General features: G+C 67.2%; 11 protein-coding genes. 9 read left to right on the forward strand and 2 right to left on the reverse strand.

Features of this window, described 5'->3' with window-relative positions; translation table 11 throughout:
- The first annotated feature begins 106 nt into the window (after positions 1-106).
- From ftsY to pip, 4 genes are all read left to right on the forward strand, one after another.
- Positions 107-1,033, forward strand: a complete 927-nt coding sequence (ftsY, locus tag GSQ83_RS02100; RefSeq protein ID WP_158801060.1) for a signal recognition particle-docking protein FtsY — start codon at positions 107-109, stop codon at positions 1,031-1,033.
- Positions 1,026-1,475, forward strand: coding sequence for a thioesterase family protein (locus GSQ83_RS02105; protein ID WP_158801061.1), 450 nt, complete (start codon positions 1,026-1,028; stop codon positions 1,473-1,475). The genes ftsY and GSQ83_RS02105 overlap by 8 nt, the downstream gene beginning before the upstream one ends.
- A gap of 82 nt (positions 1,476-1,557) precedes the next feature.
- Complete coding sequence (locus GSQ83_RS02110; RefSeq protein WP_158801062.1) at positions 1,558-2,718, forward strand: DegT/DnrJ/EryC1/StrS aminotransferase family protein; 1,161 nt, start codon at positions 1,558-1,560, stop codon at positions 2,716-2,718.
- An 18-nt stretch (positions 2,719-2,736) separates the two neighbouring features.
- Positions 2,737-3,684, forward strand: a complete 948-nt coding sequence (gene pip / locus GSQ83_RS02115) for a prolyl aminopeptidase (RefSeq protein ID WP_158801063.1) — start codon at positions 2,737-2,739, stop codon at positions 3,682-3,684.
- Positions 3,685-3,876: 192 nt separating this feature from the next.
- Here the strand turns inward: pip and GSQ83_RS02120 are convergent, their stop codons facing one another.
- Together GSQ83_RS02120 and GSQ83_RS02125 are read right to left on the reverse strand one after the other, a co-directional pair.
- Positions 3,877-5,166, reverse strand: a complete 1,290-nt coding sequence (locus GSQ83_RS02120) for a DNA recombination protein RmuC (RefSeq protein ID WP_254065449.1) — start codon at positions 5,164-5,166, stop codon at positions 3,877-3,879.
- Positions 5,167-5,373: 207 nt separating this feature from the next.
- Entirely contained in the window at positions 5,374-7,227 is a 1,854-nt protein-coding gene (locus tag GSQ83_RS02125; RefSeq protein ID WP_158801065.1) for an alpha/beta hydrolase, read from the reverse strand.
- 163 nt (positions 7,228-7,390) lie between these two features.
- Between GSQ83_RS02125 and GSQ83_RS02130 the strand changes: the two genes are divergently transcribed.
- The 5 genes from GSQ83_RS02130 (at position 7,391) to recJ (ending at position 13,945) form a co-directional block, all read left to right on the forward strand.
- On the forward strand, positions 7,391-8,431 hold the full coding sequence (locus GSQ83_RS02130; RefSeq protein WP_158801066.1) for an OmpA family protein: 1,041 nt from the start codon (positions 7,391-7,393) through the stop codon (positions 8,429-8,431).
- A 70-nt stretch (positions 8,432-8,501) separates the two neighbouring features.
- Positions 8,502-9,719 (forward strand): LL-diaminopimelate aminotransferase, encoded by a 1,218-nt coding sequence (locus tag GSQ83_RS02135; protein WP_158801067.1) that lies wholly within the window; start codon positions 8,502-8,504, stop codon positions 9,717-9,719.
- Positions 9,716-11,008 (forward strand): homoserine dehydrogenase, encoded by a 1,293-nt coding sequence (locus GSQ83_RS02140; RefSeq protein ID WP_158801068.1) that lies wholly within the window; start codon positions 9,716-9,718, stop codon positions 11,006-11,008. The genes GSQ83_RS02135 and GSQ83_RS02140 overlap by 4 nt, the downstream gene beginning before the upstream one ends.
- 101 nt (positions 11,009-11,109) lie before the next feature.
- Positions 11,110-12,093 (forward strand): class II fructose-bisphosphatase, encoded by a 984-nt coding sequence (gene glpX, locus GSQ83_RS02145; protein ID WP_158801069.1) that lies wholly within the window; start codon positions 11,110-11,112, stop codon positions 12,091-12,093.
- 34 nt (positions 12,094-12,127) lie between these two features.
- A complete protein-coding gene (recJ, locus tag GSQ83_RS02150) occupies positions 12,128-13,945 on the forward strand; it encodes a single-stranded-DNA-specific exonuclease RecJ (RefSeq protein ID WP_158801070.1) in 1,818 nt (605 codons plus the stop codon).
- Positions 13,946-13,947: the final 2 nt, after the last annotated feature.

The following is a 13,947-nucleotide window of genomic DNA, read 5'->3' on the forward strand; positions in this document are numbered from 1 at the left end:
CGGCTTAACCACTCGGCGACCACGGCCCAAGCGACCCACCCCCGACCCCTCCCTTCCAGGGAGGGAGATCCACCGCACATAAACATATCTTTATGAGTGATCGCTGATGGCGCTGTCCGGTTTCTTCTCGCGGCTGAAGGAGGGGCTCACTCGCTCCACTCAGAAGCTCAGCAGCGGCATCACAACCGTCTTCGTCAAGCGCAAGCTGGACGAGGCGGCGCTGGAGGAGTTGGAGGAGCTGCTGCTGGCCGCCGATCTCGGACCCCGCGCGACCCGCCATGTGCTCGGCGAATTCCGCAGCACCCGCTTCGGCAAGGATGTGACTGACGAGGAGATCAAGACGGCCCTCGCCGAGGAGATCACCAAGATCCTGGAGCCCGTCGCGGTGCCGCTGATCATCGACCGCAGCCACGCGCCGCATGTCGTGCTGGTGGTCGGGGTGAACGGCACCGGCAAGACCACAACGATCGGCAAATTCGCCCAGTATTACCGCGAGCAGGGTTTCCGCCCCATGCTGGTGGCGGGTGACACCTTCCGCGCCGCCGCTGTCGAGCAATTGCAGATCTGGGGCGACCGCACCGGCGTCCCAGTGGTCTTCGGCAAGCCCGAGACCGATGCTGCTGGCCTCGCCTTCGGCGCGCTGGAACGCGCGCGGGCCGAGGGCGCCGACCTTCTTCTGATCGACACCGCCGGCCGGCTGCACAACAAGACCGCGCTGATGGACGAGCTGACGAAGATCATCCGGGTGATCCGCAAGCTCGACCCGACCGCCCCCCATTCCGTGCTGCTGGTGCTGGATGCGACCACCGGCCAGAACGCGTCCAACCAGGTCGAGGTGTTCCAGGACATGGTGGATGTCGACGGGCTGATCGTGACGAAGCTCGACGGCTCGGCGCGCGGCGGCATCGTGGTGTCACTGGCGGCCGAGTTCGAGCTGCCCATCCATGCGGTCGGCGTGGGTGAGCAGGCGGGCGACCTGCGCCCCTTCGTCGCCGCCGAATTTGCCCGTGGCCTGGTCGGCGCGGATGGCTGACCGCCTAGTGACCGAACCCGACCCCACACTCCGCGAAACCTATCGCCTCTGGGGCCGCGAGACGGTGCGCTTCTCCGACACCGACGCGCTCGGTCACGTCAACAACGTGGCCTATGCCGCCTTCCTCGAGACCGGCCGCACCACCTTTGGCCTCGCCTGCGGCCTGCCGGTTGGTGCGGCTGGGACGACGATCGTTCTGGCGCGCGTCGAGATCGACTACCGGGCGGAGGTGCGCTGGCCGGCGCAGCTCGACATCGGTGTCGGCCTCGTGGCGCTCGGCCGGAGTTCGATGGCCTTGATCCAGGGTATCTTCCAGGGCGAGCGCTGCGTCGCGACAGGGCGTGAGGTCATGGTGCTGCTCGACACGGCAACCCGGCACTCCACGCCATGGCCTGACAGGCTGCGGGAGGTTCTGACGGAACAGGCCCTGGTCGCGGGATAAAGGCCGGCGCAAGCGCTGATGCATCATAGACGTGTTGCGCTTCCGCTTTGCAGACCGCGGTTCGCCTTCTAGAAGCACCTCCATGCATCGGCCGACCTCCCTCCCCGTTCCGTTCCTCGACCTCAAGGCGCAGCAGGCGCGGATCGGGGATGAGATGCGGCGGCGCATCGATACTGTTCTCGCCCACTGCCAATTCGTTCTGGGACCGGAGGTAGTGGAGCTTGAGGCCGAACTCGCCCGCCGGGCAGGCGCCGCGCATTGCGTCGCGGTGAGTTCCGGCACGGATGCCCTGCTCATCGCCTTCATGGCGGAGGGCATCGGTCCCGGCGACGCCGTCTTCCTCCCCGCCTTCACCTATACCGCGACGGCCGAGGTGCCGCTTCTGCTCGGCGCCACGCCGGTCTTCGTCGATATCGATCCGCTGACCTTCCAGATCGACCTCGGCAGTCTCGAGGACCGGATCCTCGCCACGGCGGCGGCCGGAAAGCTGCGTCCGCGAGCAGTGATCGGCGTCGATCTCTTTGGCCAGCCGGCGGATTGGCCTACGATTCGCGCGCTCGCCAAGAAGCACGCACTCTTCACGCTCGACGATTGCGCTCAAGCTTTCGGGGCCTGGCTGGGAGACCGCCCGCTCGGCGTTGAGGCCGATGCGACGGCGATCAGCTTCTTTCCCTCCAAGGCGCTGGGTGCCTATGGCGATGGCGGGGCGCTGTTCACCGAGAGTGAGGAGCGCGCGGCGCTCTATCGCAGCCTGCGGACCCATGGCGAGGGCAAGCTGCGCTACGACGTTCAACGGATCGGCATCAATGGCCGCCTGGACACGTTGCAGGCGGCAGTCCTGCTCGCCAAGCTCACTGTCTTTGACGACGAGCTAAAGGCGCGGGAGCGAGTGGCGAAGCACTACGATCGGCGCCTGGGCAATCTCCTGACGGTTCCCGCGCGCGTGCCGCAAAGCGCCAGCGCCTGGGCGGTCTATGCGGTTCTTCTTGCGGATGATGCCGCGCGCACCCGCGTTCAGGAGGCGTGCCGCGCCGCCGGGATCGCGACCGCCGTCTACTACCCGAAGCCGCTGCACCACCAGCCCGCCTATGCAACGCATCATGACGGCGCCGGCTTGCCGGTGGCCGAGAATGTGGCGACCCGGATCATGGCGCTTCCCATCCATCCCGATCTGACCGAGGCACAGCTCGACCATGTTTGCGACACCGTGACAGCGGCGCTGACGGCGCCAGCGCTGACCTGACGCAGCGAAGGATCCGGCATGCCGCGCGGCGATCTCTTTCCGGACACCTTTCCCTACCGCTCCGGCTTCCTGCCGCTCGATAGCGGCCACAGCATCTATTGGGAGCAAGTCGGCAATCCGCGCGGCCTGCCCGTTTTGTTCCTGCATGGCGGCCCGGGGGCCGGGGCTGGCGCGGTCCATCGCCGCTTCTTCGATCCCGCCGCCTGGAACCTCACCATCTTCGATCAGCGCGGCGCCGGACGGTCCCGCCCCTTCGGCAGCCTCGTGAACAACACGACGCCCGCCTTGGTGAGCGACATCGAGGCGCTTCGCGACCATCTCGGCGTGTCGGACTGGCTTCTCTTCGGCGGCTCCTGGGGCTCAACGCTGGCGATCGCCTATGCCCAGGCGCATCCCGAACGGGTGCGCGGCTGCGTGCTGCGCGGCATCTTCCTCGGCCGCCCCAGTGAGGTCGCCTGGTTCCTGCACGGCCTCGCGACGGTCTTTCCGGACGCGCATGCGCAATTCGTGAACTTCCTGCCCGAGGCGGAACGCGGCGACGTGCTCGGCTCCTATATCCGCAGGCTGGGTGATCCCGAGCCTCGCATCCACGGACCGGCCGCGCGCGCCTGGTCGATCTATGAGGGCTCCTGCAGCACCTTGCTGCCCAGCCCCGACGCGGTGGTGTCCTTCGCGGAGGATCGTTCCGCCCTCGCCCTCGCCCGCATCGAGGCACATTATTTCGCCAACGACCTGTTCCTGCCGCCCGAGGGGCTGCTCGGCCACATGCACCGCATCGCCGATGTGCCGGCCGAGATCGTGCAGGGCCGTTACGACATGGTGTGCCCGCCGATCAGCGCCTTCGATCTCGCCGCCGCCTGGCCCGCCGCGCGGCTGACCGTGGTGCCGGATGCGGGACATTCGGCTTTGGAGCCGGGCACGCGGGCGGCGCTGTTGTCGGCGGTGGAGACGTTTCGGCGGCGCTGAGCAGTCGTTGAGCGGATCCGACTCAGACGAACCGGAGCCGGCAACCCGTCTCCGCCGTCATGCTCGGCGAAGGCCGAGGATCCACGCCTTGCCTTCATCACGCTAGCAAAGGCGTGGATGCTCGGCCTTCGCCGAGCATGACGAAACACTCGCGAATCGATCAGACTTCATGATGTCTGAGTCCACTGAGCCTCAAATCTCCTCCTGCAGATCCGTGGCGATTTCCAGCTCCAGTAATTCCTCCGCGCGCGCACCTTCCACCACTTCCAGACTGCGCAGCTTGCGGCTGACCTGGCGGGCGCGGACGCGGGCCTTGTCGATCGTGCTGCTCATGGCGTTCGCATTCTTGGCGAGACGTTCCAGCACCTCGTCCATCTTCACCATCTCGGTCTTCGTGGCACCGAGCAGCACGCGAATCTGATCGGCTTTTTCCTCCAGCGCCAGAGTCACGTGCCCGAGCTGCACCGTGCGAAGTAGCGCCGGGAATAAGCTGGGCCCGAGGATCAACACGCGAAACTCGCGGCTCATCTCCTCAAGGAGACCGGGCACGCGCGCAACCTCCGCATAGAGGCCATCGGTCGCGAGATAGAGCACGCCGAACTCGACCGTCTTCGGCGGATGAATATATTTCTCTCGGATTTTGCGGCTTTCCTCGCGCAGCCGGCGTTCGAGGCCGCGGCGTGCCAGACGCTCGGCGTCGATGTCGCCGATCTCGGACGCCGCGATCAGCCGCTCGTAATCCTCCAGCGGAAACTTCGCATCCACCGGTAGCCATACCCTCACATCGCCGCGCATCGGCATGGCGACGGCGAAATCGACCATCTCGTCGCTGTCGTCTCGCATCTTGGCATTCGCCTCGAAGCTGCCGGCGGGCAGGATGTCGTCGAGCAAGGCGCGCAGCTGCGCCTCGCCCCAGCCGCCGCGCGTCTTGACGTTGGAGAAGAGGCGTTTGATGTCGCCGATCTGCGCGGTGACCGCCTGCACGTCGACCAGTGCTTTCTGCACTGCGGTGAACTGGTCGATGACGCGGGCGAAGCTCTGCTCCATCTGTTTCTCGACCGCAGCGTTGAGCTGCTCGTTGACGGTCTTCTGAATCTCGGCGAGGCGCTTTTCGTTGCTTTCCCGCAGCGTGGTGAGCTGGAGGTCAAGCGTCGCGGCAATGCGGCGCTGTTCCTCGACGGCGGCCTGGCGCATGGCGTCCATCGCCGTCGAAACGCCGGTGGTGGCGGTGGTGATCTGCGCGAATGCCTGCTTGAGCGCCTCCGTGGTGCCGGACTGAATGGCGGCGGCGAGCGCGCGTTCGGTCGCGGAAAGATGCGCGCGTGTGGTTTCCGATTCGGCGCGGAGGCCGGCCTGGATCTGCTCGTTGAAGATGCGCGCGCGTTCGCCCTCCGCCGAGGGGTCGGCCGCACCCCGGCGCGCAAGGAAGATCGCCAGCAGGCCGAGCAGCAGTGCGACGAGGCCGAGCGCCGTCGCGATCACGTCGATGTTCATCTGTGCAGATTAGACTGTGACGGCGCGCAGGCGCCAGACTGGCAGTCCGTGAGCGTTCAGTCAGCAAGCGTCATCTTCGGCGAAGGCCGAAGATCCACGCCTTGGTCGCGGCGTGAAGGCAAGGCCTGGATGCTCGGCCTTCGCCGAGCATGACGAAGCGTTACGGAACCATCCGGTGTTTGTAACGTTCAACCCTCAGCTCATGACCCGCACATAGGACCCCGGCGCATCCTCCAGCGCCGGCGCCTTCTGCGAGCCGGGCTCGCGCGCGGGAACCGTTTGCGGTGCGAGCTTGGAGATCCAGCGCTGCCAGTCCGGCCACCACGAACCGGAGATTTCCGTCGAGGCCGTCAGCCACTCATCCGCGTCTTCCGGCATCGCGGAGCCGACGTTGTGGCTGTATTTCCCAGACTCCGGCGCATTGACCACACCGGCGATGTGTCCAGACGCCGCCAAAACGAAACGCTTCGATCCCCGCAGGTTCTGCAAGCCGCGATAAGTCGATTTCCAAGGCGTGATGTGATCCTCCCGCGCCGCCAGCATATAGACCGGCAGGTCGACCTTGGAGAGATCGATCGGCACATCGTTGAGCGTGATGCCGCCGGGTTCGATCAGCTTATTGAGCTGGTACATCTGGCGAAGATAGAAGCTGTGCATCGCCGCCGGCATGCGCGTGCTATCGCCGTTCCAGTAGAGCAGATCGAAGGGAAACGCCTCGTTGCCAAGGAGGTAGTTATTGACCACGAAGGACCAGATGAGGTCGTTGGCGCGCAGCATATTGAAGGTCTGCGACATCTCGCCACCTTCGAGATAGCCGCGCCGGCTCATCTTTTCCTCGATAGCCTGGATCTGTTGCTCGTCGATAAAGACGCTCAGCTCACCGGCTTCCGAAAAATCGAGCAACGTCACGAAGAAGGTCGCGGATTTGATACGGCGATCCTTCTTCACCGCCATCCAGGCAAGGGTGCTCGCCAGCAGCGTGCCGCCGAGGCAATAGCCGATCGCATTGATCTCACGCTCACCGGTGGCGGCTTCGATGCCGTCCAGCGCGGCAAGGATGCCTTCCTTCATGTAGTCGCCGAAATCCTTGGCGGCGAGCTCCTCGTCGGGATTGACCCAGCTCACGATAAAGACCGTGTGGCCCTGAGACACCGCCCAGCGCACGAAACTGTTCTTCGGCCGCATGTCGAGAATGTAGAATTTGTTGATCCAGGGCGGGATAACGAGAAGCGGCCGCTTCAGCACATCCGGCGTGGTCGGCGCATATTGGATGAGCTGCATGAGCGGCGTCTGCCACACCACCTTGCCCGGCGTCATCGCGATATTGTCGCCAAGCTTGAACGCCTCGTCATCCGTCATCCGGATCCGCAGATTGCCTTTGCCACGCTCCAGATCGGTGAGGAGGTTGGTCAGGCCCTTGAGCAGATTTTCGCCGCCGGTCTCGACCGTCTTGCGCAGCACCTCGGGATTGGTGAGGAGGAAGTTGCTCGGGCTCAGCGCATCGACGAATTGGCGCGAGTAGAAATCGACCTTCTGGGCGACTTTCGGCTCCAGCCCATCGACATCCTTCACCACGTCCTGCACGAAGCGGGCGGAGAGCAGGTAGCTTTGCTTGATGAAGTCGAAGATCTCGTTGTCCCGCCAGGCATCATCCTTGAAGCGGCGGTCGCGCGGATCGGCCTGGATCACAGGCGTCGTCTCGATGCCCATGATGCGACGCGTGGTGTTCTGCCACAGCGTCATGTAGTCCTGCCACAGGCCGAGCTGGGCCTGCATCAGGCGGCTGGGGTTGGACATCAGCCGTGTCGTCATCTCGAGAAAGGCGCCGCCGATGTTCAGCGGATCGGCGCTCGGCGTGGCGCCCTGCCCCATCGGCTGCCCCATACCAGGACCCTGGCCGGGCGTCTGCGCCTGGGACGAGCCCTGGCGGCGCAGCCAGGTCGAAACGATGCGCTGTGAACGCTCGGCGATGTCCGACATCGTCCGGCGGACAAGCTCTGGATCGGGCAGCCTAATGTCGGAAGCGTCGGGTTTCTCTCGCGCGTCCATGAAGCTGTCCTTTCCGCCCGTCTGTCATTGGGCTAGATCAGGCGCCGCCTACAGGGACATGCGCGGGATGTTGCTAGCCAGATCACAAGGTACTCCTCGGCAGGGTCCGCTTCAACCCATGCGGCGGCGCGCGGCTGCCCCACCGGCGGCGCTAGGCGCGGCCATGCTTTTGCTGCTCTCCGGCTGCGACCGAGTGCCGCCACCGATCAACCCGGTGAGCTGGTGGCATGGGCTGGAGGGCGGCGAGATTGCCGCCAACCGTCCGCCGCCGCCGGGCGACAAACAACCGTATCCCATGCTCGCGGCGGCCCCGACTCGCCCGGCCGGGATGCCCGACTGGGAGTGGAAGAAGCTGACCGAGACCCTGGCCGAGCAGCGCAGCGCGGCACAGGGCTATGCCGCCGCGAACCCGGTTTCCACCTTGCCGCCGGCTACGCGCCCGGCCGCGATCGCGCAGGTTCCGGCGATCACCACCGGCGCGCCGCTTCGCTCCTCCGACGACTTCGCCGCCTTATCGCCCCCGCCCGCTCCCGCGGCCGGGGCGCCCGCGGCCGGTAACGCCGCGGCGTCCAGTGCTGGAAGCTCCGCGAGTGATCCGCTCGCCGCGATGAACTTCGATGCCGCCACGCCCAGCCGAAAAACGAAAGCGCCGAGGACCACGGCGCTCCCCGCCGCCGGCGCGGCAGCCCCCGCATCCAGTGGCTTCTTCGCGCCCACCAACGAGCCGAGCATTCCCGGCGCGCTGAGCCCGGCCGCACAGGCCGACGAAGCGATGCTCCCCGCCCTGCCGGGCAGCCTGCCGATGGCGCCGTCTGTGCCGGGCTTCGGCATTCCCCAGACGCCCCGTGTTTTCGTCGCGGCCGTGCCACCGCCGCAGCCCGCGCCCTATGTGCCGCCGCCGCCGCTGCCCAAGGTCGCGCCCGTCATGGTGGGCTTCGCGCCGGGTTCCGCGATAATCACGGTGCCCATGGACAACGCGCTGAAGGCGCTCGCCCATCAGCGCAAGACCGCGCATATCGAGGCGACCGGCTATGGCGGCGCGAAGACCGACGCCATCGGCGTCCAGGCCGCCGCCATGCCGCTCGCCATCGAAAGGGCCCGCGCCATCACCGTCCGCCTGCTCGCTTCCGGGGTAAAGCGCGACCAGATCCGCACAGAGGCGCGAGCTACCGGCACGGGTGGCCTCGCCCGCCTCATCGATTGAGGGCCGGGCCGCCTGCTGCGGCGCCTTTCACCGCCTTCCTCGCCTCTCCTGCCCGGATCGATCGACCGTCATGACCGAAGAGTTCCACCGTATCCGCCGCCTGCCGCCCTACGTCTTCGCGGAGGTCAACAAGGCCAAAGCCGCCGCCCGCGCCGAGGGCGCCGACATCATCGACCTCGGCATGGGCAATCCGGACAGTCCCACGCCGCCGCACATCGTCGCCAAGATGATCGAGGCGGTGCAGGATCCGCGCACGCATCGCTACTCCACCAGCCGCGGCATTCCCGGCCTGCGCCGGGCGCTCTCGGGCTACTACCAGCGGCGTTTCGGCGTCACGCTCGATCCTGAGACGGAGGTCATCGCGACGCTCGGCTCCAAGGAGGGGCTCGCCAATCTCGCTGCCGCCATCACAAGCCCCGGCGACACCATCATGGTGCCGAACCCGTCCTACCCGATCCACCAGTTCGGCTTCATCATCGCGGGCGCGGCGGTGCGCAGCATTCCCGCGACACCCGATGACGAGATGCTGCGCGCGATCGACCGCGCGGTGCGCCACTCCGTTCCCAAACCGACAGCGCTGATCGTCAACTTTCCGTCCAACCCAACGGCGCATCTGGCGTCGCTCGATTTTTACAAGGAGCTGGTGGCGCTCGCCCGGCGTCATGAATTCTACATCCTCTCAGATCTAGCCTACGCGGAGCTTTATTTCGACGGCGAGCCGCCGCCTTCCGTGTTGCAGGTCGCGGGCGCGCGGGAGGTGACTGTGGAATTCACCAGCCTGTCGAAAACCTATTCGATGCCCGGCTGGCGCATGGGTTTTGCCGCGGGCAATCAGCGGCTGGTGACGGCGCTTGCGCGGATGAAATCCTACCTCGACTACGGCGCCTTCACGCCGATCCAGGTTGCCTCGGTCGCGGCACTGAACGGGCCTCAGGACTGCGTCGAGGCGGCGCGTTCGCTCTATCGCGAGCGGCGGGACGTGATCGTTCCGGGTCTCGCCGCCGCTGGCTGGCAGATGCCGAGCCCGCGCGGCTCGATGTTCGCCTGGGCGCCCATCCCGCCGCGCTATGTCCATATGGGCAGCCTCGACTTCAGCAAGCTGCTGCTGGAGCGGGCGCGCGTCGCGGTGGCACCCGGCATCGGCTTCGGCGAGCATGGCGACGGCCATGTCCGCATCGCGCTGGTCGAGAACACGCAGCGGCTGCGCCAGGCGGTGCGCAACATTCGCGGCTTCCTGCACACCGAGAGCAACGCGCCGACCTCACCAGCCGATCAGGTGCCAGCATGAGCGTGCCTCTCCGCATCGGTCTCGCTGGTCTCGGCACGGTTGGCGGCGGCGTGATGACGCTGCTGCGCGACAATGCGACGCTCATCGCCGCGCGCGCCGGCCGCCCGATCGTGGTCACAGCAGTCTCGGCGCGGAACCGCACACGGGATCGCGGCCTGCCGGTGGCGGGTCTGTCCTGGCATGAGGACGCGGTGGCGCTCGCCAACGATCCCGAGGTCGATGTCGTGGTCGAGGTCATCGGCGGCAGCGAAGGCGCGGCACCGGCCTTGGTGCGGGCGGCGATCGCCGCAGGCAAGCCGGTGGTGACCGCGAACAAGGCACTGCTCGCGCTGCATGGCGGCGAGCTTGCCGGGGCGGCAGAAGCGGCCGGTGTGCCGCTGGCTTTCGAGGCCGCCGTGGCGGGCGGCATTCCCGCCATCAAGGCGCTGCGCGAAGGCCTGGCCGCGAACAATCTGACCTCCGTCGCGGGCATCCTCAACGGCACCTGCAACTACATCCTGACCGTGATGCGCGAGCAGGGCCATGACTTCGCCGAGGTCCTGGCCGAGGCGCAGCGGCTCGGCTACGCCGAGGCCGATCCCGCCTTCGACGTCGACGGGATCGACGCCGCGCATAAGCTCGCCATTCTCGCCAGCCTGGCCTTCGGTGCGCCGGTGTCCTTCGCGAGCATGCATGTCGAGGGCATCCGCCGCATCTCCGCGCTGGATATCGCCTTTGCCCGCGAGCTAGGTTTCCGCATCAAGCTGCTGGGTATCACCCGGCGGCGCGACGGCGGTATCGAGATGCGCGTGCACCCCGCGCTGGTGCCGGAGGCCGACCCCCTGGCGCAGGTCGATGGCGTCTTCAACGCCGTCGTGGCGGAGGGCGACGCGGTCGGCCGGGTCATGCTGATGGGGCGCGGCGCCGGTGCGGGACCCACCGCCTCCGCCGTGGTTGCCGACCTCATCGATATCGCGCGCGGCCGGTTCGCGCCGAGCTGGGGCGCGACAGTTGGCGCCTTGCCCGCTTTGCCGACGCTGCCGATGGAACGGCATGTTGGCGCCTATTACCTCCGCCTGACGGTGCGCGATCAGCCTGGCGTCATCGCCGATGTCGCGGCGGCGCTGCGGGATGCGGGTGTCTCGCTCCAGTCGATGCTGCAACACGGCCAGGATCCGGGTGAGCAGGTGCCGATCGTCCTGGTGACGCATGAGACGGTGGAGGCGCAGATGATGACCGCCCTCGCCGCTATCGCCGCCCTGCCGACAGTATTGGAGCCGCCGGCTTTGATCCGAATCGAGGCGGGGTAGTAAGGGCTGGACCGGGCCGCCTGTTCTCCAGCCACCCTCGGCGAAGGCCGGGTCCGCGTCTGATCTGATCGCCGCTTAGGCCCCGAAGGAGAAAACGTCCCATGGTCTTACAGACACCGCAGCATTCCGACCGCAACCTCGCCCTCGAGCTGGTGCGGGTCACGGAAGCCGCCGCCATCGCGGCCGCGCAGTGGATCGGCAGGGGTGATAAGAACTCCGCCGATGGCGCCGCCGTCGAGGCCATGCGCCACGCTTTCGACTCTGTCGCCATTTCCGGCACGGTCGTCATCGGCGAAGGCGAAATGGACGAGGCGCCGATGCTCTATATCGGCGAGAAGGTCGGCCAGGGCGGGCCGGAAATGGATATCGCCGTCGATCCGCTTGAGGGCACCGAGATCGTCGCCAAGGGCGCCGCCAATGGCATGGCGGTGATCGCGCTGGCCGATAAGGGACGCTTCCTGCACGCGCCCGATGTCTACATGCAGAAGATCGCGGTCGGCCCCAACTTGCCGCAGGGCGTCGTGGACCTCGACGCGCCGACGCGCGAGAACCTGCGCAACCTGGCGCGGGCGAAAAAGATCGATGTCTCGGATCTCGTCGTCTGCCTGCTCGACCGCGAGCGCCATGAGGAGATCATCGCCGAGTGCCGCGAGGCCGGCGCCCGTATCATGCTGATCTCCGCGGGCGATGTCGCGGGCTGCATCGCGACGAGCCGGCCGGAGGGCGGCGTCGATATCTATCTTGGTTCCGGCGGTGCGCCCGAGGGCGTGATCGCGGCGGCGGCCTTGCGTTGCGTCAACGGGCAGATGCAATGCCGCCTGTTGTTCGAGGACGACGCCCAGATCGCCCGCGCCCACGGCATGGGTGTTACGGATCCGCGCCGCAAATATGGGCTGCACGAAATGGCTGGTGGCGACGTGATGTTTGCCGCGACCGGCGTCACTACCGGTCCCATGCTGCGCGGCGTGATGCGCGAGGGGGACGGCGCCGTGACCCATTCGGTCATCATGCGCAGCAAATCCGGCACAGTGCGTTTCGTGGAAGCACATCACGATTTCAGCACGAAGACCTGGTCGCGCGGGTGATATCGACACTGGCGATTTTCGCATCGGACTTCTCTTGAGCGCCGTCACTCGCTTGCCGGAGCCAGAGGCCGCGTCCCCCTCAGAACTTGTGCTTGGTGTCGAGCTCAGCCTCGGCGGGCGACGCTGGGTATGGCACCCCTCCACCGCGACGGCCTCAGAAGCGCAGGCGCTTGGCCTCGCACAGCGGCTCGAATTGCCGGAGATCCTGGGCCGACTGCTCGCCATGCGCGGCGTGACGCAGGAATTGGCGGCGCAGTTCCTCGCTCCGACGCTGCGCGCGCTGCTGCCGGACCCGTCCTGCTTCTCGGACATGGACATTGCCGCTGCCCGCCTCGCGGCTGCCGTGCGCGCGGGTGAAACGGTCGGCATCTTCGGCGACTACGACGTGGACGGCGCCTGCGCGACGGCGCTGATGACGCAGTTGCTGCGCGGCCTCGGCTGCGTCGTCCATACCCATGTGCCCGACCGCATGAAAGAGGGCTACGGCCCCAATCTGCCAGCACTGCGCGGACTCTGCGCGCGAGGCGCCACACTCATCCTCTGCGTCGATTGCGGCACGGCAGCGACGGACGTTTTCGCGGCGATGGCGGGTGAGGCCGAGATCATCGTGCTCGACCACCACAAGGCCGAGGGACCGCCGCCGCCGGTGCTGGCGACGGTCAATCCCAACCGGCTCGACTGCAGCTCCGGCCACGGCCATATCTGCGCCACGGCGGTGGTCTTTCTCGCGGCGGTCGCGGCGATGCGGGTGCTGCGGCGGGACGGCTTCTTCACGAGCCATCCAGAGCCCGACCTCATGGCGCTGATCGATCTTGTGGCGCTGGCGACGATCTGCGATGTGATGCCGCTGACGGGCCTCAATCGCGCGCTGGTCGGCCAGGGTTTGCGCGTCATGGGGCGCGGCTTGCGGCCGGGTGTGGCGGCGTTGCTGGAGGTCGCGCAGGTGCGCGGCCTGCCCACCGCGATGACCTGCGGTTTCGCGCTTGGCCCGCGCATAAATGCCGGTGGGCGGGTCTCCGATTCCGGTCTCGGCCTGCGGCTGCTGCTCACCGAGGATGCCGCCGAGGCGCGGGAAATCGCCGAAATCCTGGATGGGGTGAACCGCCAGCGTCAGCAGATCGAGGCGGGTGTTCTGGAACAGGCCATCGCCATGGCGGCGGCCCAGGTCGCGTCCGGCTGTGCCGTGCTGTTGGTGGCGGGCGACTGGCATGCCGGCGTCGTCGGCATCGTGGCCGGCCGCCTCAAGGAACGCTTCAACCGCCCCGCCTGCGTGCTCGCGATCACGGAAGGCAATGCCGTCGGTTCTGGGCGTTCCATGCCCGGCCTCGATCTTGGCGCCGCGATCCTGGCAGCGCGCCAAAGCGGCCTGCTGGACCGAGGCGGCGGCCACGCCATGGCGGCCGGCTTCGCATTGCCCGAGGCCGGGATTGCGGCCTTGCACGACTTCCTCAACACACAGCTGAACGCGGCGACGGCCATGCCCCGCGCCGCGGCACTCACCATCGAGGGAAGTCTCGCCATTCGCGGCGCCACCGTGGAAGTCGCAGAACATTTGCTACGCCTCGCCCCCTTCGGTTCGGGCAATGACGAGCCGCTGCTTGTAGTGCCGCATGCCCGGGTCAGCCGCGCTGACCGTATCGGGAAAGATGGCGCCACGGTCCGGGCTTTCCTCACTGGCGAGGATGGCGGCCGTTTGAAAGCGGTGCTGTTTCGCGGCAAGACCGGCGCGGTCGCGGAGGCGCTGCTCGACCCCTCCGGCCGGCCGCTCCATCTAGTAGGCCACCTCCGCGCCGAGGCCTGGAACGGCGCGGTGTCGGCGAGCTTTATTGTGGTCGATGCAAGCTGGGCATGAGG

Origin of the sequence: Acidisoma sp. L85 (assembly GCF_009765865.1) — a bacterium.
Taxonomy (GTDB): domain Bacteria; phylum Pseudomonadota; class Alphaproteobacteria; order Acetobacterales; family Acetobacteraceae; genus Acidisoma.